This is a genomic window from Rhizobacter sp. P2_H3 (assembly GCF_056403355.1).
In genome coordinates this window covers 1-21,258 of the sequence record NZ_JBFUFQ010000062.1, presented here as the reverse complement: position 1 = coordinate 21,258, position 21,258 = coordinate 1, and the positions used below count along the sequence as shown (strand labels likewise).

Genomic DNA, 21,258 nt, shown 5'->3' with positions numbered 1-21,258 from the left:
ATGTTACCGGCCGGACCGCAGATGCCCGCGCGCCTGCAGCAGCGCCAGCACCTGGGCCGCGGCGTCGGCCGGCGACAGCTCGCCGGTGTCCAGCCGCAGTTCGGGCTGCGTGGGCACCTCGTAGGCCGAGCCGATGCCGGTGAAGTTGGCCAGCCCGCCGGCTTTCGCGCGCGCGTACAGGCCCTTGGGATCGCGCGCCGCGCAAGTGGCCAGCGAGGTGCTCAGGTGCACCTCGACGAAACGCCCGCTGCCGATGCGCTCGCGCGCCGCGGCACGGTGTGCGGCGCGGGGCGAGATCACCGCGGCGAGCACCATCAGGCCGGCCTCGTTGGCGAGGCGCGCGACCTCGGCGATGCGGCGGATGTTCTCGTCGCGGTCGGCATCGGTGAAGCCGAGGTCGCGGTTCAGGCCCTCGCGCACCACATCGCCATCGAGCATCAGCACGGCCCGCCCGGCCTGCAGCAGCGTGCGTTCGAGCACCGCGGCGAGCGTCGACTTGCCGGCACCGCTGAGGCCGGTCATCCACACCGTGGCGGGGTTGGGGCCGAACACGCGTTCACGCAGCGGCGCGAGCGAGGGCGACGGTGTGTCGGACAGAGAGGCATCAACGAAAGTCGGCGGCATCGTCATTCCTTTCAAGCGTGGGGTGCACAGCGCCTGACCCCTAGTGTGTGCGAACCGCGGGAAGCGGCGTTCTAAGATGCAGGCAGAGGCATCCCGAACACCACTCCCCTCGGTCATGAACAAGGAGAAAAAATGAAATCACGCTTCTGGTTGGCGCTCGGCGTGGGCGCCCTTCTCTCTCTTTCGGCAGCAGCCCAGGAGGTCACGCTGACGCGGCTCGATTGCGGCACCGGGACCAACGACCCGAGGCGCTTCAGCGACGCCTTCGCCTACACCGAGACGACGAAGCCCTTCACCTTCAGCTGCTATGTCATCCGCCACGGCGCGGACGTGATGGTCTGGGACACGGGTTATCTGCCGGGCTCCGTTCCCAGTGCGACCAACAAGCCGCTGGCCGATCTGCTGAAGCAGATCAACGTCAACGCCGAAGACGTGAAGTACGTCGGCATCAGCCACTACCACGCCGATCACACCGGTCAGCTGGCCCCGCTGAAGAATGCAACGCTGCTGATCGGCAAGGGCGATTGGGACGGCATCAACGCCACCCCGCCGATGGCCAGTGCGAACGTGAAAGGCTTCGCCGAGTGGATCGCCGAGAAGCGCAAGGTCGAGCCGCTGAGCGCCGACAAGGACGTGTTCGACGACGGCACCGTGATGATCCTGCGCGCGCCGGGCCACACGCCGGGGCACAGCATCCTGCTCGTGCGCCTGAAGGAGATGGGGCCGGTGATCCTGAGCGGCGATGCCGTGCATTTCCACGAGAACTACGAGCACGACGGCGTGCCGGGCTTCAACTACGACCGCGCGCAGACCCTCGCGTCGATCCAGCGCGTCAAGCAGATCGCGAAGAACCTGAAGGCGACGGTCATCATCCAGCACGACCCGCGCGACATCGGCAAGCTGCCGGCGTTCCCGGCTGCGGCGAAGTGACCGAGGTACCGGCTTCCGTCTATGCGGCGTGGAGTGCGTCGAAGGCACCCAAGGTCGATGCGTTGGAAGCCGTTTCGTCAAAATCGCCGCGCGTCGCTGCCATCATCGCGGCGTCGAGCGACATCTCCATGTAGCGGTAGCTCGACCGGACCGCACGCCGCACGGCGGCCACATCCGCACTCGACGGTGCGTGGCCGAGCAAGGTCGCGACAATGTCCAGCGCCTCCCAGGGATGCGTGTCGTCGTACTCGGCATGGACCTTCAGCCATCGCATCGCTGGAACGCGAATCTCGTCCGGGAGCGATTTCGAGTAGGTGTCCTTCGAGCACACCACGCACGACCACTCACCCGTCGCGCCTTCGACTGCATAGTTCGTCGCGGCCATCGCGACCGCAAGACTCGCCTTGTCGCAGACATACCAGCACCAGTGCGCCAAGGCCTCGAGTTCTTCGGCATCCTCCCCGRCTCGCAGGTCGTCGAGCGTCAACCCGGCTGCCCCAGCCCAGGTGGCCCAATGCTCGGAGTGCTTCTGTTCGACGCGAATGTTCTGGATCAGGTAGCGCCGCGCCATGTCCTCGCCCACGCTGTCGCCATAGCCCACCTTTTTCAGGTTCATTGCCATGAACCGGGGGAATTGCTCGATGGTCGGCCATACGCCCACCAGGAAGCGGCGCATCGCCGGCAGCGGCAACCTGGCTTCTCTCATCAGAGCGAAGAGCTCGTGCTCGACCACGCGACGCTTGTGCGGCGTCGTTTCATGAACGACGCGCTGCAGCCAGACCGGATAGCTGCCGATGTTCTTCAAGTTACCTGTTCGACGAAACTCGGTTGACATGGCATCCCCTGCGGTTGTGTTGCAAGTGGGTGCATGAACCGTGCCGGTAACCTGGTCGACAGCCCATGGTGTGTCGCACGGTTACACGGCCTGCCTGATCGTGCGGGCGCCGACGCCCCCCACTCCCGCGACCGGGCTCTATGCGCAGGCTTGCTGGCTGTGCTTGTCCAGCATCGCGAGCAGTTCTTCGAACACGATCGGCTTGGTCAGGTAGCTCTCGAACCCGCAGCCAAGCGCGGTCCTGATCTGCTCCGGAAGCGCGTCGGCCGAAAGTGCGACCAGGTGGATCTCGCGGGTGGACCGATCCCGCTGCAGCTCCTTGGCGAGCTGGACTCCCGTCATGTCGCCAAGGTTCATGTCGACGAGCATCAGATCCGGGGCGTCGAGCCGTGCCATCTCGAGCGCGCGCTCACCGTTGGTCGCGACGCGAAGCGACACGCCGTGCCGCAATGTGACGATCTGGCGTACCAGTTCGGCGTTCACCTCGTTGTCCTCTGCGTAGAGCACCCTCAGGGGGCGCCTGTTGCTGCCGGGGAGTCTGTGGCTCCGCGGGGAATCCGCATTGACGATGGGCCGATCTGACAGCGGCAGGGACAAGATCGCACACGTCCCTTCGCCACAGACGCTGCTGATGACGAGCGTGCCTCCCATCATCTCGGTGAGTTGCCTCGACAGGACGAGCCCGATGCCGGTCCCCTCCACGGTGGAGGATTCAGCCCCCAGGCGGTTGAACGGTTCGAAAAGGCGCGCGAACCGGTCGGCAGCGATGCCGCGCCCTGTGTCGACGATCCTCACGACGCAGTCGGCGCCGCAGACCTCCCAGGTCAGCGTGACGCGACCACCCGGCTTGTTGTACTTGACGGCGTTGCTCAGCAAATTGACGAGCACCTGCCGCAGGCGAACCGGGTCCGCCTTGACTTCGATGTCCTTCGCGCGCGCTGCTGCCAGGATGCCTGCCTCGGCATCGATGTGCCCCGAGACGGCGGCGGACAGGAAGATTTCGATGCCGGCTGCCGTCACCAGGGGCGACACCATCGTGGCGGCTTCCTCGACCACCTGAAGCAGTCGCACGGCCTGCGTCGAGACCGCAACCCCCCCAGACTCGATTCGTGAGAGATCGAGCACATCGTTGACGAGCGCCAGCAGGTGGGCACCGGAATTCTCGATGTACTGAACACGTTCGAGCTGGCTGACGGATAGCGGCCTGGAGGCGTCCATCCGGAGCAGCTTGGAGAAACCGATGACCGCGTTCAGCGGTGTGCGCAACTCGTGGCTCATGCGCGAGAGGAACTCGGTCTTCGCTCGGTTGGAGGCCTCCGATGCTTCGCGGGCGCGTCGCTCGATGTCTGCCGATCGCCTCGCCGTCACGTCTCGCAATACGATCGTCGTCAGCGCTGAACGCTCGGTTTCCAGTCGCGAGAGTGACGCCTCGGCCGGAAACCCGGCGCCATCCTCACGCGCTCCCTCGAGCTCCAGAAGGGACTCGGACGTCGTCGGCACCAGGGGGACGGCCGCCCCGTCCGGCAGCCTCACGAACCTGTCGACCGATGTCCCCAACGCCTCGGCGGCGCCCACGCTGAAGAGTCTTTCAGCGGCACGATTGAAGAGGACCACCGTTCGCTGCTCGTCCACCGTCACGACGCCGTCGGTCACCGCATCGATCAGTCGCTCCATGCGGAGCTCGGTCGCCGCCTGGAGACGGGCGCTGCGGCGGATGAAGATGAGCCCGGAGACCGTCAGCAAGAGGGCGATGAAGGCATTGAGGCCCAACAGCAGCTTCTGGGTCGTTCTGGACGCTTCGCCCAGCTGGAGCGAGAACGCGCTGGTGAGTCGAGTGAGCCGTTCGTTCAGCTCCGGGCCCCTGCGGCGCATCTCGTCGACCTCTGCGGATCGAGGATCGCCTGCGAGGATTCGCTGCCGCGCACGGTCGACCAGGCCGCGCATCTCTTCGATCGTCCGATCGCCCTCCGTCCAGGTCGCGATGGGCGTGGATATGAAGGAAACGTGCTGGAACAAGCGAAACATGCGGATGAGGCCGTCGATATCGCCCGGGTGATTGCCGCCCTCCAGAAACCCACGCCTCGCGGCGGCGATGTCCGGCTCTGCCTGTTGGAGCGCCTCGCGAGCGGCGCGATCGCCAAGCGAGTTCGCAAGCGCCGACATGAAGTGCTGGTAGTCCGCCTCGCGGTGCCCTTCGGCATAGTCCAGGAGGTAGAGCTGCGCGTCCCTCTGCCCCTTGGAGTAGAGGCTCTCCCCCGTGATGTAGGCTCGAACCGTGGAAAGCATCTGGATGCTGAACGCCGCCACCGACGCCTGCAGGAGGGTCATCGCGACGAAGACGGCGATGATCGGCCCGTGGCGCGGCATGTGTGCCTTGCGTGCGGCGCCCGGCGCCGGCGTCCCTTTCATGGAGAGCGCGCCGACGGATGCGCCGAGCGACGGACGCTGCGACCAGCCTGTTCGATATCGAACATGAGACGGACCACCCCCTGGGCCTGGCCCTGATTGCCCAGGGCCACTCAGCACGAGCCGTACCTTAGTTGGGGTGCCTCTGATCGGTTGCAAGGGCCGCTGGGTGCGCGCCGCTCTCGCACAGCGCTTTCAGTGTTCCCAGTGCCTTCGGCCAGGTTTCCACCATGCCCTCGAACTCATCGGTCATGTCCTGGTCGACCGTGAGCAGCGGATTCGCTGGCCGATCCGGCCCGTCAGGATTCGACATCGCCCTGCACCGGCTCCTCCGGATCGAACGGCTGCACGCCCAGCCGCGCGACACCCTGGTCGACGCGCGCCGTGAGCTTCGCGAGCTTGCGCTGCAGGTCTTTCCAGTTGCGGATGCCCTCGTTCACCGGGTCCATCGGGTAGTAGACCTTGTTGCCCTTGGGCCTGGCAGCCGACAGCGCGAAGCGCACGAGGTCGTTCAGCTCGAACGCCAGCTCAGTCATCTGCGCGTGCGTCTCGGCCACGTGGGCGTCGATCAGTTCGCGGCGGCGCGGGGTCATCTCCATGAAGGATCTCCTGGGCCCTGGGCGGACCATAGAAAAAGGGCCTGTCCCKTTCGGAACAGGCCCTGATTTCCAGACGTTTTTGGTGGGCGATGAGAGGGTCGAACTCCCGACATCCTCCACGTCAAAGAGGCGCTCTACCACTGAGCTAATCGCCCGAGTCCATGACTATAGCATTAGTTTTTCGGCAGCTGGCTGGCATCGAAATTTTCTTCATCGGCCGACTCACTTTCTGCGTGCACTTCGCACGCCGCCGATGCGGTCCACCGCCGCCAGCACCTGGTTCAGCCGCGCCGAATCGGCGACCTCGACGGTGAAGGTCATCCACGCGGTGCCGCCGCGCACGTCCTTCACCGATTGCGTGTTGACGCCGGTCACGTTCATCTTCTCCTTCGCGAACACTTCGGAGATGTCGCGCAGCAGGCCCTGCCGGTCGGCCGCCTCGACCAGCACGTCGACCGGGTACAGCGAGGGCTTGTCGCCGCGCCGCTCGCCCCAGGTGACCTGGATCACCCGCTCCGGGCTGCGCGCGGCCATCTGCCGGAAGTTGCTGCAGTCGGCGCGGTGGATGGCCACGCCGCGCCCGCGCGTCACGTAGCCGCCGATCGCATCCGGCGGCGCCGGCCGGCAGCAGCGCGACAGGCTGGTCATCAGCGATTCGACGCCCACCACCAGCACGCCGCCCTTCGGCGCCTCGCCCTCGGGGCGGGTCAGGCGCTGCGTGATCACCGCGTCGGGGTCGGGCTGCGGCTCGGGCGGGCGCAGCAGCGCCTCGATGTTGCGCAGCGAGAACTCGTCCTTGCCGACCACCTCGAACAGCGCCTCGGCATGGCGGAAGCCGAGCTGCGCCGCCAGGTCGTCGAGCTTCATCGAGGTCCTGCCCTCACGCTGCAGCAGCTTCTCGACCGCCTCGCGGCCGCGCGCGATGGTGTCGCGCAGCGCGAGCGCATTGAACCAGGCCCGCACCTTGGCCTTCGAGCGCGAACTCTGCAGGTAGCCCAGGTTGTCGTTCAGCCAGTCGAGCGACGGCCCGCCTTCCTTGATCGTCGTCACCTCGACGGTCTGGCCGCTCTGCAGCCGGGTGTTCAGCGGCACCATCGTGCCGTCGACCTTGGCGCCGCGGCAGCGGTGGCCGAGGTCGGTGTGCACGGTGTACGCGAAGTCGATCGGCGTCGCGCCGGCCGGCAGCTCGATCACCGCGGCATCGGGCGTGAAGACGTAGATGCGGTCGTCGAACGCCGCGCCGGGCGCCGCGCGTTCGCTGCGCTGCTCGACGCCGCCCTCGTCGCCGCTCTCGATGAACTCGCGCTCCCACGCCAGCAGTTGCCGCAGCACCGCCTTGCGTGCCTCGGCCACCTGCGCGTCGAAATCGCCGCTCGCGCTGACGCCGGCATAGCCCTTGGTGCCGGCCTCCTTGTAGGCCCAGTGCGCGGCAACGCCGTGCTCGGCATGCTCATGCATCGCCCGCGTGCGGATCTGCACCTCGACCGCCCGCCCTTGCTCGTCCTGCACCACGGTGTGCAGCGACTGGTAGCCGTTCACCTTCGGCCGCGCGATGTAGTCGTCGAACTCGCCCGGCACCGGCGGCCACAGCTCGTGCACCCGGCTCAGCACCGCATAGCAGTCGGGCACGTCGGCGACGATCACGCGCATCGCGCGCACGTCGAACACGCGGTCGATATCCAGCCCCTTGCCGCGCATCTTCTTCCAGATGCTGTACAGGTGCTTGGGCCGGCCCTGCACCTCGGCGCGCAGCCCGGCCGCGGCCAGCGCCTCGCCGAGCCGGCAGCGGAAGGCCTCGACGCCCTGCTCGCGCTCGACGCGCTTCTCGTCGAGCAGCCGGGCGACGTTCTTGTACTGCACCGGCTCGATGAAGCGGAACGACAGGTCCTCCATCTCCCACTTGATCTGCCAGATGCCCAGCCGGTTGGCGAGCGGCGCGAACACCTGCAGCGACTCGCGCGCGAGCACCGCCGGGCACGGCTGCTTGCTGCTCGCGAAGTGGCGCAGCGTCTGCAGCCGCGAGGCCAGGCGCAGCAGCACCACGCGCAGGTCGCGCGAGAACGCGAGCAGCATCTTGCGCACCCGCTCGGTCTGCTCGGCGCGCTGCTCGGCATGCACCCGCGCCTCGCGCGCGGCGCGCTGGATCTGCACCAGCTTGCGGGTGTGCAGCACCAGGCTCGCGTACGACGCGCCGAAGGCCTTGCTGACGACCTCCTCCGGCTTGCTCAGGTAGTCGCTCGCGTAGACCAGGTAGGCGGCGGCACGCATCGACGGCGCGGCGCCGATGCCCTGCAGGATCGCGGCGACGCCGTCGGCATGCACCAGCGCGTCTTCGCCGGTGTCGAGCAGCTGGCCATCGAGCAACGGCTCGGCGAAGGCGCGCGCACGCGCGAGCTGCGCAGCCTCGGCGTCGCGGCCCGCCTCGCCGGGCGTGTCGGCGGCCAGCTGGACGATCGGGGCCGCGTCCTGGTGGGTGTCGAGCAGTCCGGTCTTCACGCCAGCAGGAACTCCCGGACGGCCGCGATCTGCTCGGGCGAGGTCAGCATCGGCGCATGGCCGACGCCGTCGAACTCGCGCAGCAGCGCGCGCGGGCCGCGCTGCGTCATCGCCTGCGCGGTGGCGCGGGTCAGCAGGTCGGAGTCGGCCCCGCGCAGCAGCAGCGTCGGGCACGCGATGGCGTCGTACATGCCCCACAGCACGGCCTCGCCGGCGCGGGCCGCCTCGGGCGTGATCGCGCGGAACGGCAGCGCGATCTGCGGGTCGTAGTGCGGCACGAAGCCCCCTCCATGGGCATCAGCGTCGGCACGCAGCATCGGCCGCGTCAGCGCCAGCCACTGTTCGCGTGTGTGCGGCCCGAAGCCCTGCGAGATGCTCCACAGCGCGTCGGCCGCCTCCTCCAGGCTGCGCCAGCGCGCCGGCAGGCCGAGGTAGGTGCCGATGCGCGCCAGCGCCGCCGGCTCGATGCTCGGACCGACATCGTTCAGCACCAGCTTCGACACCGGCGAGTTCTTCAGTGCCGCCAGCCCCAGGCCGATCAGCCCGCCCATCGAGGTGCCGACCCAGTGCACCGTGCCGGCGTTCAATCGCGCGAGCAGCGTGACCATGTCGGCCACGTAGGCGGGGATCTGGTAGCCCATCGGGTCGGCGAGGCGGTCGGATTCGCCGCGCCCGACGACATCGGGGCACACCACGCGGTACTCTCCCTGCATCGCCTGCGCGAAGGTGTCGAAGTCGCGGCCCTGGCGCGACAGGCCGTGCACGCACACCAGCACGCGCGGGTTCGCAGCGTCGCCCCACTCCCACCAGGCCATGCGATGCAGGCCGCGGGTGTCGAGGCATTGCACGTGGTTCAGGCGGGGTTCATGCATGGGCCGGGCTTCCTCTTCGATAATGGACTGTATCAACCTGGAGGTTCCCACCGTGCTCAAAGGAAAAACCGCCCTCGTCACCGGCTCCACCAGCGGCATCGGCCACGGCATCGCGCTGTGCCTGGCGCGCCAGGGCGCCAACGTGGTGCTCAACGGCTTCGGCGAATTCGAGGCGGCGCGCGCCGAGGTGGCCGCGCTCGGCGTGAAGGCCGGCTACCACGGGGCCGACATGAGCAAGCCGGCCGAGATCGAGGCGATGATGGCCTACGCGCAGGCCGAGTTCGGCGGCGTCGACATCCTCGTCAACAACGCCGGCATCCAGCACGTGGCGGCGGTCGAGGAGTTTCCCGCCGCCAAGTGGGACGCGATCATCGCGATCAACCTCAGCTCGGCCTTCCACACCACGCGGCTGGCGATCCCCGCCATGCGCGCGCGCAACTGGGGCCGCATCATCAACATCGCCTCGGCGCACGGGTTGGTCGCGTCGGCGCAGAAATCGGCCTACGTGGCCGCCAAGCACGGCATCGTCGGCTTCACGAAGTCGATCGCGCTCGAGACCGCGCAGACCGGCATCACGTCGAACGCGATCTGCCCCGGCTGGGTGCTGACGCCGCTGGTGCAGAAGCAGATCGACGACCGCGCCGCGCGCGAGGGCATCGCGGTGGAGCAGGCGCAGCGCGAGCTGCTGGGCGAGAAGCAGCCCTCGCTGCAGTTCGTCACGCCGCAGCAGCTGGGCGACCTGGCCGTGTTCCTGTGCTCGGCCGCCGCCGACAACGTGCGCGGCGTGGCCTGGGCAGTGGACGGCGGCTGGACGGCGCAGTGATTGCTTCGTCGTCTATTTGGTCATCACCACCGAGCCATTGACGCTGACCGTCACGCTCCCCTTGCCCAGCTCGACCGGCAGCGCCTCGTCGGCGGCGCCCATCGTCTTCATGCGGGCGACCGGCGCGGCGGCGTACATCACCGGCTCGTTGCTGCCGATGTTGACCTCGCGCAGCGTGTAGCCGGCGAAGCCGAACTGCTTGGCGTACTCGGCCGCCTTCGCGCGGTAGCGGGCGATGGCCTGCGCGGCGACATCGGCCTCGACCTTCTCGCGCTGCTCGCGCGACAGGTTGCTGCCGACGCGGGCGATCGTCAGCGTGCTGATCTTCGCGGTGAGCGCGGCGATACCGGGAATGTCCTTGCCCTCGACCACCAGCTCGGCGGTGCCCTGCCAGCCGTTGATGCCGCCCTTCTGGCTGTAGCGCGGGAACAGCGAGAAGTTGCCGGTGTGCACCTCGATGTCGCCCGGCTTCGCGACGCGCTTGGCCTCGGCCAGCGCGGCGTCGAGCGCCTGCTTCAGTTGCGCCTGCACGGTGCCGGCATCGGTGCCCTCGCGGGTGGTGCTGAGCGTCACGTTCAACAAATCCTTGTTGACCTCGACGGTGGCGCTGGCCGACAGGCTCACCACGTTCTGCAGCGGCGGCTCGTTGGCGAGCGCGGGTTCGGCCGCCAGCGCGGCGGCAAAGGCCGCGACGGCGGCCAGGGGCGAGAGCTTCGATTGAATCGTCATGGATCCTCCTTGTGAGTGGCGCGCCGTCGGCACGTCGTTCAGGCCGTGATGAACGGCAGCGCATCGAAGCGCCCGTTCAGCACCACCTGCGGGTCGACGCCCCACCAGCGCTGCGCGATGGTCGCATAGACCTGCCGGAAATCTGCCGTGTGGACCAGGTTCTGATTGGTGTCCAGTCGTTGCAGGTCGGGCATGCGGCCGATCACGCCGCCACGCACCGCGCCGCCCATCGCGAAGTGCGGCGCGGCGGTGCCGTGGTCGGTGCYGCCGCTCTGGTTCTGGCGCGCGCGGCGGCCGAACTCCGAATAGGTCAGCACCAGCGTGCGGTCCCAGGCACCGGCCTCGACCAGGCCTTCGCGCAACGCGGCCAGGCCCTCGGCCAGCTGCTTCAGCAGCGCCGCATGCGTGGGCAGCTGGCCGCGGTGGGTGTCGAAGCTGCCGTGCGTCAGGTGGAACACCGGCACGCCGCCGCGCCCGGCCTGGCCGGCGACGATCGTGCAGCAGGCGCGCACCGCCTGGCCGAGGCCGTGCGCCGGGAACTCGGTGCGCAGCGCCGGCGCGCCGGGGTTGCGCAGGCCGTCGGCCGCCTGCAGCACGCCGGCCTCGACCTTCAGCACATGCGCGAGCGCCGCATTGCCCTGCACCGCCGCCGGCCGCGCGAGGCGCGATTCGTTGACGAAGGCCTCGGCGCTGGTCAGCGAGACGGCGCGCGCGCCGCTCAGCGCGCCCAGCCCGGCGGTGCCGACGGCCACGCCTTCGGCGGTGAAGCGGCCACGCCCGCGCAGCCCGGCATCGAAGGCGCGCGCCACCCAGCCTTCGTCGAGGTACTCGCGCGCCGCCGATGCGGTGTCCCAGATCTCGATCGAGCGGAAGTGCGACAGGTTGGGCTGCGGGTAGCCGAGGCCGAGCAGCAGCGCGAGCTCGTGCTTCTCCCACAGCGGGATCAGCGGCGCGAGCGACGGGTGCAGGCCGAGGCTGGCGTCGAGCCGCAGCAGGTCGGCGGGCGGCAGCGCGAGCGTCGGCCGCAGCGCTGCGTACGCGGGATCGGCATACGGCACGACGGTGTTCAGGCCGTCGTTGCCGCCCTTCAGCTCGACCAGCACCAGCACGCGGTCGGCGGCCGAGGCTGCGGCCTGCAGGCCGTTCGTGCCCTGGGCCCACGCAGCGGACGGAATACCCGGCAGCACGAGGCCGCTGCAGGCGACGGCGGCGCTGGACAGGCGCATGAATTCTCGACGGGTGGATCGCATCGCGGCCTCCGGGTCACTTCAGTTGAAACGCAGGGTCCAGGCTCAACGCCCGCAGCATCGACAGCCCGACCGTGCCGGCCGGCAGCGGATTGACGGGCGGCGCGGCCAGCACGGCCATTTCGATGCGCGCCCTGGTAGCGGCATCCGGCTCGCGGTCGGCATGGGCGCCGAGCGGCGCGAGCCACGCGTCCGCATCGAAGCGCAGCCCGCCCCCGCCCTTCTCGACGCCACCCATCTCGACGCCGCGGAACAGCCGCTCGGTGAAGCGCTTGCGCTCCAGCAGCGTCGTGCTGTCGATCCAGTCGGTGTAGCCGGGCCAGCCCTTCACGTTGGGCGGCACGAACAGGCTCTGCCCGAGCTTGGCGCTGGCGCGCGCGATYGGCAGCATCGCGTCGGGATTCGCGTCGAACTTCGCATCGAACTGGCGCAGCGTGCCCACCGTCAGTTCCACCGGCGACTTGATCAGCGCCGCGCGCGCGGCCGGCGCCCAGAACGCATCGCTCAGCAGCAGTTCGCGCAGCGCGGCGTCGATGCGCCAGCCGCTGTCGCGCAGCCGCGCGGCGACGCGCTCCAGCGTGGCCGGCTCCGGCACCGGCGAGACGAACTCGCGCCACAGCTTGCCGGCGATGAAGCGCGCCGCGGCCGGCTGCGCGAGCAGCTGTTCGAGCGCGCCGTCGGCGTCGTAGGCGGCGCTGCGTCCGAACAAGGTCTTGCTGCCGCCGTCGTGCAGGCGCGGGCGCAGGCGGGCGCTCCAGTCGGCACGGTCGACGGTCCAGCCGGAGAAGGCGCGCGCGGCTTCCTGGATGTCCTGCTCGCGGTACTGCCCTTCGCCGAGCGTGAAGAGCTCCATCACCTCGCGCGCGAAGTTCTCGTTCGGCGCCTGCGCCTTGTTGGCCGCGCCGTCGAGGTAGATCAGCATCGCCGGATCGCGCGCGATGCCGTGCAGCAGCGCGGCGAACGAGCCGAGCGCGTGCGTGCGCAACAGCTGCTGCTGATTGAACATGCCCTGCGGGCTCTGCACCTTCTGCACCGAGGTCGCGAAGTGGTTGTGCCAGAACAGCACCATGCGCTCGGCCAGCGGCGCCGGGGTGTCGCGCATCTCCTGCAGCCACCAGGCGGCGAGGTCGAGCGTGTCGCGGCGCGCCTGCTGCCGTGCCGCCTTGCGGGCGTCTTCGTCGGGCAACTGGCCGAGCGGCGTGCGGATCGGCTCGCGCGTGAAGTCGGGCGGCGGGTGCAGGGGGCGCGCGGCGCGCGCCGCGTCGATCAGCCGATCGACGGCGGCCTCGGCACTCAAGCCGATCCAGGGCGCGAGCTGCTGCGGCGACGGCACGAAGCCGGTGCGGGTCAGCAGGTGGCGGGCATCGCTCTCGGTCAGCGTCATGCGTGTCTCCAGGGTCTTCTGCCGGATGAGGCTCCCAACGACCCAGCCGCCAGCTTCGCCGACAACTCTTGCCGACCTTCACAAACCTTCACTTGCCAAACTGAAAAAGACGTGTCGCAAGATTTGTAACAGATGGTCCGGAGCCCCCAAAAACAGGATCGAACCTGCGCACAATCTCGGCTGTTACAAATCAACGGAGCCGTCGATGACGCCCACTGCCACTGCCCGCCCCGACCGTGTTGTCGTGGTCGATGACGATGCCCGGATCCGCGACCTGCTGCGCCGTTATCTGACCCAAGAAGGCTTCGAAGTCCTGCTGGCGGAGGACGCCAAGGCCCTGAACCGGGTGCTGACGCGCGAGACGGTCGACCTGATCGTGCTCGACCTGATGCTGCCGGGTGAAGACGGGCTGTCGATCTGCCGCCGGCTGCGTGCGGCGAGCGACGTGACGCCGATCATCATGCTGACGGCGAAGGTCGAGGATGTCGATCGCATCGTCGGCCTGGAGGTCGGTGCCGACGACTACCTGCCGAAGCCGTTCAACCCGCGCGAACTGCTGGCCCGCATCCATGCGGTGCTGCGCCGCCGCCCCGCGATGGAAGCGCCGGGCGCGCCGGCCAAGGATGCGCAGACGGTCACCTTCGGCCCGTTCGAGTTCGACCTGGCGCTGCGCCGGCTCTCGAAGGACGGCGAGCAGATCGCGCTGACGACCGGCGAGTTCTCGATGCTGAAGGCGCTGGTGCGCCACCCGCGCCAACCGCTGTCGCGCGACAAGCTGGCCCAGCTGGCCCGCGGCCGCGAGTTCGAGCCGTTCGATCGCAGCCTGGACGTGCAGATCTCGCGCCTGCGCAAGATGATCGAGCCGGATCCGGCCCAACCTCGCTACATCCAGACGGTCTGGGGTGTCGGCTACGTGTTCGTCCCGGACGGCACCGCCTGACAACGGATGGCTCGCAATGCCGTCGCGCTGAGCCTCTTCTGGCGCACCTTCTTCCTGCTGGCAGTCCTGCTGACCGGCGGGATCTTCGCGTGGGTGCAGACCTTCCGCGCGCTCGAATTCGAGCCGCGCGCGGTGCAGGCCGCGCAGCAGATCGCGAGCCTGGTGAACCTGTCGCGCGCCGCGCTGCGCTATGCCGACGGCATCAACCGCGTGACGCTGGTCAAGACCATGTCCGACCAGGAAGCCGTGCGCGTGCTGCCGCGCGAGCCCGGCGACAAGTGGGAGGCCTTCGAGGTCGACCGCTTCTCGCGCGCCATCGGCCAGGAGCTGCGCACCCGCCTCGGCCCCGACACCATCGTCGCGACCGCGGTCAACGGCAACGGCGGCCTGTGGGTCGGCTTCTCGATCGAGAAGGATCCTTATTGGCTGCAGGCCGACCCGACGCGCGTGCGTCCGCTGGCCGGCAGCACCTGGCTGCTGTGGGTCAGCATCGCGCTGCTCGCCACGGTGGTCGGCTCGGCCGCGATCGCGCGGCTGATCAACCAGCCGCTGCGCGACCTGTCGTTCGCCGCCAGCCGCATCCGCGACGGTGAATACGAGTCGCAGCTCGACGAGAACACGCTGACCAGCGAGATCCGCCAGGTCAACATGGGCTTCAACCGCATGGCCCGCGAACTCGCGAAGGTCGAGGAGGACCGCGCGGTGATGCTCGCCGGCATCTCGCACGACCTGCGCACCCCGCTCGCGCGCATGCGGCTCGAGGCCGAGATGAGCGTGCACGACGAAGAGGCCAAGCGCAACATGGCGCTCGACATCGACCAGCTCGACGCCATCATCGACAAGTTCATGGACTACGCCCGCCCCGGCGAGACCAAGCTGGTGCCGGTGCACGTGAGCAGCCTGGTCGAGCGCGAGATGCAGGGCTTCCGCGACCCGAGCCAGATCCGCATCAGCTCGCGCGTGGCGATCGACACCAAGGTGATGGCCGACGAGATCGAGCTCGGCCGCGTGTTCCAGAACCTGTTCGAGAACGCGCGCCGCTACGGCCGCTCCACCGACTCCGGCGTCGCGCGCGTGCAGGTCAGCTACGCGCGCACCGGCCCGTGGGTGATCCTGAGCGTGCGCGACCACGGCCCCGGCGTCTCGCCCGACAAGCTGAAGCAGCTCACCACCCCGTTCTTCCGCGGCGACGCCGCACGCACCGCCGCGACCGGCGCCGGCCTCGGCCTCGCGATCGTCGAGAAGGCAGTGCAGCGCATGGGCGGCAACTTCGAGCTGTCCAACGCGTCCGATGGCGGGCTGGTCGCGCACGTCAGGCTGAAGCGCGCGCCATGACGACGGGGGCTCCGATCGCCCGCGCCGGGGCTCGCGGGTGGCGCGTGCTGTTGGGCATCGCCATCGTCGTGCTGTTCGGCGCGCTGGTCGCGCGCGACTACCAGGGCGCCTGGTACGAAGAGGAAGACAGCCACCGCGTCGTCGTCAAGCTCGYGATCTACTGGTTCTCGTGGCTGCTGTGGCCGGCGCTGGCGCTGCTGGCGCGCGAGACCTGGCGCACCGCGCGCCGCCGCAAGCCGGCCGCCACGTTCGCCGGCCTCGCGGCCCTCGCGCTGTGCGGCTGCTTCACCTGGGCACGTTTCATCGAGCCGAACTGGCTGCAGGTGCGCGAGACCCCACTCGGCACGAGCTGCGGCGTGCGCGTCGCGCTGATCTCGGACCTGCACGTCGGCCTCTACGTGCGCGAGGCCGAACTGCAGCGCCTCGTCGACCGGCTGAACACGCTGCAGGTCGATGCGGTGCTGGTGGCGGGCGACTGGACCTTCGAGCCGAGCCACGACCTGYGCACCACCTTCGCGCCGCTGGCCGGCGTGCGGCATCGCGTGCTGTCGGTGCTGGGCAACCACGACGAACAGCGCCCCGGCCCGCCGCTGCGCGACGAGCTGCAGCAGGCGCTGGCAGCCGCGCGCGTCGAGGCCATCGATGGCAAGCGCGTGCCGCTCGGCCGCTGCGAGCTGCAGGGCCTGGGCGACCGCACTGCGGGCTCGGCGCAGCGCAACCTCGACGCCTCGCGCACGCAACCCTGGACGGTGGACCGCGCGCACCGCGTGATGCTGACCCACAACCCCGACACGGTGTTCGACCTGCAGCCCGACGAGGCGGCGCTGCTGCTGGCCGGCCACACGCACGGCGGGCAGATCGACATTCCCGTCTTCACGAAGCACCTGCTGGCCCACGCCACCGACGGAGGTTTTCAACAAGGCCTCTACGAGCTGAAGAACGCCCGCGTCTACGTGACCCCGGGTGTCGGCATCGACAAGCTGCCGCTGCGCTTTCGCGTGCCGCCGACCATCGACGTGCTGAGCTTCTAGGCACATCCGTCAGATCGATCGCGCAAGACCTCGCACCCCGCGAGGGTGTGCAAAGAAGCGACACCGCTTGACATGGTCGTGGCGTAGAACCGCGGCACAAGTCACGTATCAGGGGGTCGTCATGATGCAGATACTCGCGCGGCTCTGCGCCACGCTGTGCGCCGCCGTGGGCCTTGTCGCCGCACCCGCGGCCCATGCAGCCAACTACGCGTTGTTCGACCTGGGGACGCTGGGGCCGCCGCCAGGGCCGGGACAGTGGAATCGCATGGAGGCCACCGGCTTGAGCAACAGCGGCCAGGCGGTGGGCTTTCAAACCCACCTCACCCAGGCGACGGACGGGTCGTGGAGCGAAACAGGCCGGACCGCCTGGATCAGCGGCGCCAACGGCATCGGCCTGAGCGCCCTCCCGACGCTCGGCGGTTCGTCGTGGACCCAGGCCAACGGCATCAACGACGCGGGCTGGGTGGTCGGCACGTCGTTGACGGCCGCCGGCACCGAGCGAGCCTTCGTGATCGGCCCGAACGGCACATCGGCACGCGAGCTCKGCACGCTGGGCGGCAGCTCCAGCAGCGCAACCGCCATCAACGCCAGCGGCCAGGTGGTGGGCACCAGCACGACCGCCGCGGGGGTTCAACGCGGCTTCATCAGCGATGCACAGGCCGGCAACCTGCATGAACTCGGCAGCCTGTACCCCGGCGGCACCAGCACCCCGACCGCCGTCAACGCATCCGGGCAGGTCACCGGCATGAGCAACCGCGCCCCGCTGGACGCCACGGACCGTGCCTTCATCACCGGACCGAACGGTGCTGCCATGCGCGAGATCCCCGGCCCCTACCCGGGCGACTTCAGCCGGGGCCTGGGCATCAACGACCGCGGGCAGGTCGTGGGGCTGGCAGCGCCCGGCCTCCGCTTCCCCACCGGGTTCATCGCCGAGGCCGACGGCAGCAGCCGCACGCTGGAGGTGCCACTGCCTCCCGCAGGCGGCGAATTCCCGGTGTCCGTGGACGTGTGGCCTGGCGGAATCAACGCCGCGGGCCAGGTGGTCGGCCGCTATCACCAAGGCACCTACGCGGAGGGCTTGTTCGTCACCGGGCCCGACGGCAACGGCGCAACGCTGGTCGACTACGGCCCGTTCTCCCCCGGTCCCCCCGGGTCGGCGCTGTATTGGAACTACGACGCCGCGCTGCTGATCAACGATGCCGGGCAGATCCTTGCCACGTCGGGGGACGGCCACGTCTACCTGATCTCGCCGGTGCCCGAGCCCGCCGTCGTCGCGATGATGCTGGTGGGCCTGGGCCTGCTGGCCTTTCGGCACCGGCGGCAGCTGGTCCGCGGGCTGGCGGCGCTGGGCGCGTCCGGCGCCTTGCTGGCCGCCGCGCCGCTCGCGCAGGCCGTCGAGTACAAGCTCACCGACCTCGGCGGCTTCGGCGGCGACTGGATCGGCATGGTCGCCACCGGCCTGAACGACAGCGGCCAGGTGGTCGGCTATGCGTATGCGCGCGGCAACAACGGCTGGTCGTCCGACGACAGCTACATGGCCTTCGTGACCGGTGCCGACGGCATCGGCCTGACCAGCATCCCGACGCTGGGCGGCAGTTGGAACCAGGCGACCGGCATCAACAACCAGGGCTGGGTCGTCGGCACCTCGTCGATCAGCGGCAACAACGGCGACGCACCGGACGACGTCCGCGCCTTCGTGATGCAGGGCGCCGGTGCTACGCCGCGCAGCCTCGGGTCGAGCGCGAACAGCTTCGCCAGCCGCATCAACGCCAGCGGCCAGGTGACGGGCACCTTCGTCAACGCCGACGGCCTGCAGCGCGGCTTCGTCACGACGCCTGGCGCCGGCGCGATCCGGCCGATCGGCACGCTGGGTGGCGCGACCTCGACCGCGAGCGGCATCAATGCCGCCGGCACCGTGGCGGTCAGCGCCGAGAACCGCGTGCGCGGCGACGCGACCGAGCCGGTGCGCTGGCGCGGCGCCCTCGCCGATGCGAGCAACCAGGCGCTGACCGAGGTGCGGGTTCCCGGCTACGACTACGACAGCATCGACACGATCACGACCGTGTCGGACATCAACGACCGCGGGCAGGTGCTGAGCGGCGCCGCGAGGTTCTACGGCCCCGACGGCGGTGTCTACCTCACCGAAGCCAACGGTGCCGTGAAGCGGATCGGGCTGGAGCAACTGGTCACGTTCCAGGGGCAGGGTCGAGAGGAGTTCTATGCGGGGGGGCGCGCGATCAACAACCTCGGCCAGATCGCGGGCAGCTACACCTTCTCGCCCTACCTGTTCTCCCACGCCTTCATCACCGGCCCGGACGGCAGCAACCCGGTCGACGTCAACAGCCTGTCGTTCGTCAACGCCGATCCGTCGTTCAACGACCTCTTCCTGTATGCGAGCGACATCAACGACCGCGGGCAGTTCGTCGTCACCACGCTCGGCAGCCGCGCGTTCCTGGTGACGCCGGTGCCGGAGCCGGCGGTGGTGCTGATGATGGCGTGCGGGCTGGGCTGGCTGTTCTGGCGACGCCGGGAGGCTTCGCTCAGGGCTTGATCAGCAGGCACACGGCGCGCGCCTCGATGGCTTCGAGGCGGCCGACCGGGCCCATCTTCTCGGCCGTCTTGGCCTTCACGCTGACGCGGTCGACATCGAGGCCGAGCGCGCCGGCCACGCGCTGGCGCATCGTCAGGATGTGCGGCGCCATCTTCGGCTGCTGCGCGACGATGGTGCTGTCGACGTTGGCGATCTCCCAGCCCTCGGCACGCACGCGGCGCGCCGCCTCGGCCAGCAGCGCGAGCGAATCGGCGCCGTGGAACTGCGGGTCGGTGTCGGGGAAGTGCTTGCCGATGTCGCCGAGCGCGGCGGCGCCGAACAACGCATCGGTCAGCGCATGGCACAGCGCATCGGCATCGGAATGGCCGAGCAGCCCGTGCGTGTGCGGGATCTCGACGCCGCCCAGCACCAGCTTGCGGTCGGCCACCAATTGGTGCGTGTCCCAGCCCTCGCCGATGCGCATCGCCGGCAGCTTGTTGCGGTTCGGGTTCATCAGCGCGTCCTCAGCAGTCGTTCGGCCAACGCGAAGTCGTCCGGGTAGGTGATCTTCAGGTTCTCCAGCGCGCCGCGCACCAGCAGCGGCGAGCGGCCCTGCGCCTCGATCGCGCTCGCCTCGTCGGTGACCTGGGCGCCGGCATGCAGCAACGCCTCGCGCAGCCGGCCGATACGGAACATCTGCGGCGTCTGCGCCTGCCACTTGTGGCGGCGCTCCAGCGTCGCTTCGCTGCGGCCCTGCACCTCGTGCTTCAGCGTGTCGGCCAGCGGCAACGCCAGCAGCCCGCCGACCGCATCGTGCAGGCACACGTCGATCAGGCGGTCGATCCATTCGGGGCGCACCAGGCAGCGCGCGGCGTCATGCACCAGCACCCAGTCGTCGGCGTGCGCGCCGCGCGCCAGCAGCTCGGCCAGCCCGTTGGCCACCGTCTGCGCGCGGGTCTCGCCACCGACGCGCGCGGCCCAGCCGGTGAAGCCGGGTGCATGCGATTCGAACGCGGTGTCGGTAGGGCTCAGCACGACCAGCACGTTCGCGAGCCGCGCCACCTGCGCGAGTGCGGCGAGCGTGTGCGAGACGACGCTCGCACCGGCCAGTGCCGCGTACTGCTTCGGCCCGTTCGCCGCGGCACGCTCGCCGACACCGGCGCACGGCACGAGGGCGAACAAGCGGGAGGGGGAAGAAGTCGACATGGGGCGCGAAAAGGTGGCGAATTCTATAATCGGCACTGCCCTATCGCCCCGCCGCCACGTCGCGCGGGGCGATTTGATTTTGTCGCGCGATTGTGTCCATGCACCTTCCCAGCCTGTCTCCCGGAAAACGCTTCACGCTGCCGCGCCCGATCGGCTCGGCCGATGCCCTGCTGCTGGCGCGCTTCGCGCAGGCACGCACCGCGCAGAAGCAATTGACTGCGATCGTCAGCGCCGAGCCGGCCGACACGCAGCGCCTCGAAGGCGAGCTCGCGTTCTTCGCGCCCGAGCTGCGCATCGCGGTGTTCCCCGACTGGGAGACCCTCCCCTACGACACCTTCTCGCCGCACCAGGACCTGATCTCCGAGCGGCTGGCCACGCTGTGGCGCATCCAGCGCGGCGAGGTCGACGTGGTGCTGCTGCCCGCCTCGACCGCGCTGGTGCGGCTCGCTCCGCCGAGTTTCCTGGCCGCCTACACCTTCAACTTCAGGCAGAAGGAAAAGCTCAACGAGGCGGCGCTGAAGGCGCAGCTCACGCTGGCCGGCTACACGCATGTGAGCCAGGTGGTGTCGCCGGGCGAGTACGCAGTGCGCGGCGGGCTGATCGACCTGTTCCCGATGGGCTCGCTGGTGCCGTACCGCGTCGACCTGTTCGGCGACGAGGTCGACAGCATCCGCACCTTCGACCCCGACAGCCAGCGCAGCCTGTTCCCGGTGCCCGAGGTGCGGCTGCTGCCGGGCCGCGAGTTCCCGATGGACGAGGACTCGCGCACCGCGTTCCGCGCCCGCTGGCGCGAGAAGATGGACGGCGACCCGACCAAGGTGCGCCTGTACAAGGATATCGGCAGCGGCATCGCGACCGCCGGCATCGAGTACTACCTGCCGCTCTTCTTCGACAGCGTCGCGACGATCTTCGACTACCTCGGCGAGCAGGCCGCGRTCGCGCTGCACGGCGAGGTCGACGATGCGCTGAAGCGCTTCTGGGTCGACACCCGCGAGCGCCACCGCTTCCTGCAGCACGACAAGGAACGGCCGATCCTGCCGCCGGAAGACATCTTCCTGCGCACCGAGGATTTCTTCGCGATCGCCAATGCGCACGCGGTGCTGTCGGTGCGCGGCAAGGAAGAGACCGACTGGGCGCGCCCGCTGCCCGACCTCAGCGTCGACCGCGGCGCGCCCGAACCGCTGAAGAAGCTGCAGCTGCACGTGGGCACCACGGCGCACCGCGTGCTGATCGTCGCCGAGAGCGAGGGCCGGCGCGAGAGCCTGCTGGAG

The 21,258-nt window shown here is 69.4% G+C and carries 18 protein-coding genes, 1 tRNA gene and 1 pseudogene; 7 read left to right on the top strand and 13 right to left on the bottom strand.

The annotated features are described in order from the left end of the window. Positions 1-3: 3 nt before the first annotated feature. Positions 4-624 (bottom strand): adenylyl-sulfate kinase, encoded by a 621-nt coding sequence (gene cysC / locus AC1D1T_RS14010; protein ID WP_477992017.1) that lies wholly within the window; start codon positions 622-624, stop codon positions 4-6. 132 nt (positions 625-756) lie between these two features. Here cysC and AC1D1T_RS14005 point away from each other — a divergent pair, with 132 nt between their 5' ends. After that, positions 757-1,554: an N-acyl homoserine lactonase family protein gene (locus tag AC1D1T_RS14005; RefSeq protein WP_477843423.1), complete on the top strand. Its 798-nt coding sequence runs from the start codon at positions 757-759 to the stop codon at positions 1,552-1,554. A gap of 19 nt (positions 1,555-1,573) precedes the next feature. Here the strand turns inward: AC1D1T_RS14005 and AC1D1T_RS14000 are convergent, their stop codons facing one another. From AC1D1T_RS14000 to AC1D1T_RS13970, 7 genes are all read right to left on the bottom strand, one after another. After that, positions 1,574-2,389, bottom strand: coding sequence for an iron-containing redox enzyme family protein (locus AC1D1T_RS14000; protein ID WP_477992016.1), 816 nt, complete (start codon positions 2,387-2,389; stop codon positions 1,574-1,576). A gap of 138 nt (positions 2,390-2,527) precedes the next feature. Next, positions 2,528-4,798: a hybrid sensor histidine kinase/response regulator gene (locus AC1D1T_RS13995; RefSeq protein ID WP_477992015.1), complete on the bottom strand. Its 2,271-nt coding sequence runs from the start codon at positions 4,796-4,798 to the stop codon at positions 2,528-2,530. A 127-nt stretch (positions 4,799-4,925) separates the two neighbouring features. Continuing rightward, positions 4,926-5,108 (bottom strand): hypothetical protein, encoded by a 183-nt coding sequence (locus AC1D1T_RS13990; protein WP_465112584.1) that lies wholly within the window; start codon positions 5,106-5,108, stop codon positions 4,926-4,928. After that, a complete protein-coding gene (locus AC1D1T_RS13985) occupies positions 5,095-5,394 on the bottom strand; it encodes a hypothetical protein (RefSeq protein WP_156155163.1) in 300 nt (99 codons plus the stop codon). Before AC1D1T_RS13985 ends, AC1D1T_RS13990 begins: the two co-directional genes overlap by 14 nt. A gap of 80 nt (positions 5,395-5,474) precedes the next feature. Beyond that, positions 5,475-5,549, bottom strand: a tRNA-Val gene (locus AC1D1T_RS13980). A 67-nt stretch (positions 5,550-5,616) separates the two neighbouring features. After that, positions 5,617-7,890: a RelA/SpoT family protein gene (locus tag AC1D1T_RS13975; protein ID WP_477992014.1), complete on the bottom strand. Its 2,274-nt coding sequence runs from the start codon at positions 7,888-7,890 to the stop codon at positions 5,617-5,619. Next, positions 7,887-8,762 (bottom strand): alpha/beta fold hydrolase, encoded by an 876-nt coding sequence (locus tag AC1D1T_RS13970; protein ID WP_465112583.1) that lies wholly within the window; start codon positions 8,760-8,762, stop codon positions 7,887-7,889. Before AC1D1T_RS13970 ends, AC1D1T_RS13975 begins: the two co-directional genes overlap by 4 nt. A gap of 22 nt (positions 8,763-8,784) precedes the next feature. Between AC1D1T_RS13970 and AC1D1T_RS13965 the strand changes: the two genes are divergently transcribed. Continuing rightward, on the top strand, positions 8,785-9,585 hold the full coding sequence (locus tag AC1D1T_RS13965; protein WP_465112582.1) for a 3-hydroxybutyrate dehydrogenase: 801 nt from the start codon (positions 8,785-8,787) through the stop codon (positions 9,583-9,585). Between the two features lie 12 nt (positions 9,586-9,597). Here the strand turns inward: AC1D1T_RS13965 and AC1D1T_RS13960 are convergent, their stop codons facing one another. Genes AC1D1T_RS13960 through AC1D1T_RS13950 form a run of 3 tightly spaced genes read right to left on the bottom strand, consistent with a single transcriptional unit; the run spans position 9,598 to position 12,945 of the window. After that, a complete protein-coding gene (locus tag AC1D1T_RS13960; protein WP_465112581.1) occupies positions 9,598-10,314 on the bottom strand; it encodes an SIMPL domain-containing protein in 717 nt (238 codons plus the stop codon). A gap of 38 nt (positions 10,315-10,352) precedes the next feature. Next, entirely contained in the window at positions 10,353-11,564 is a 1,212-nt protein-coding gene (locus tag AC1D1T_RS13955) for a DUF1501 domain-containing protein (protein ID WP_477992013.1), read from the bottom strand. A 13-nt stretch (positions 11,565-11,577) separates the two neighbouring features. Next, on the bottom strand, positions 11,578-12,945 hold the full coding sequence (locus AC1D1T_RS13950; RefSeq protein WP_477992012.1) for a DUF1800 domain-containing protein: 1,368 nt from the start codon (positions 12,943-12,945) through the stop codon (positions 11,578-11,580). 205 nt (positions 12,946-13,150) lie between these two features. On the opposite strand from AC1D1T_RS13950, the gene ompR reads away from it, so the two are divergent. The 4 genes from ompR (at position 13,151) to AC1D1T_RS13930 (ending at position 18,802) form a co-directional block, all read left to right on the top strand. Beyond that, on the top strand, positions 13,151-13,885 hold the full coding sequence (gene ompR / locus AC1D1T_RS13945) for an osmolarity response regulator transcription factor OmpR (protein WP_047512077.1): 735 nt from the start codon (positions 13,151-13,153) through the stop codon (positions 13,883-13,885). 6 nt (positions 13,886-13,891) lie between these two features. Next, complete coding sequence (locus AC1D1T_RS13940) at positions 13,892-15,220, top strand: ATP-binding protein (protein WP_047512075.1); 1,329 nt, start codon at positions 13,892-13,894, stop codon at positions 15,218-15,220. Then, positions 15,217-16,251 carry a metallophosphoesterase gene (locus AC1D1T_RS13935; RefSeq protein ID WP_477992011.1) on the top strand — a complete coding sequence of 345 codons (1,035 nt, stop codon included), beginning with the start codon at positions 15,217-15,219 and terminating at the stop codon, positions 16,249-16,251. The genes AC1D1T_RS13940 and AC1D1T_RS13935 overlap by 4 nt, the downstream gene beginning before the upstream one ends. Positions 16,252-16,372: 121 nt before the next feature. Next, on the top strand, positions 16,373-18,802 hold the full coding sequence (locus AC1D1T_RS13930) for a PEP-CTERM sorting domain-containing protein (RefSeq protein WP_477992010.1): 2,430 nt from the start codon (positions 16,373-16,375) through the stop codon (positions 18,800-18,802). Here AC1D1T_RS13930 and ispF read toward each other — a convergent pair. Both ispF and ispD read right to left on the bottom strand, forming a co-directional pair. Beyond that, entirely contained in the window at positions 18,792-19,295 is a 504-nt protein-coding gene (gene ispF / locus AC1D1T_RS13925; protein ID WP_465112575.1) for a 2-C-methyl-D-erythritol 2,4-cyclodiphosphate synthase, read from the bottom strand. The two genes, AC1D1T_RS13930 and ispF, sit on opposite strands and share 11 nt — an antisense overlap. Next, on the bottom strand, positions 19,295-19,987 hold the full coding sequence (gene ispD / locus AC1D1T_RS13920) for a 2-C-methyl-D-erythritol 4-phosphate cytidylyltransferase (protein WP_477828590.1): 693 nt from the start codon (positions 19,985-19,987) through the stop codon (positions 19,295-19,297). The genes ispF and ispD overlap by 1 nt, the downstream gene beginning before the upstream one ends. A 98-nt stretch (positions 19,988-20,085) precedes the next feature. Here ispD and AC1D1T_RS13915 point away from each other — a divergent pair. Continuing rightward, a pseudogene (locus AC1D1T_RS13915) lies at positions 20,086-21,258 on the top strand (transcription-repair coupling factor); the annotation flags it as partial.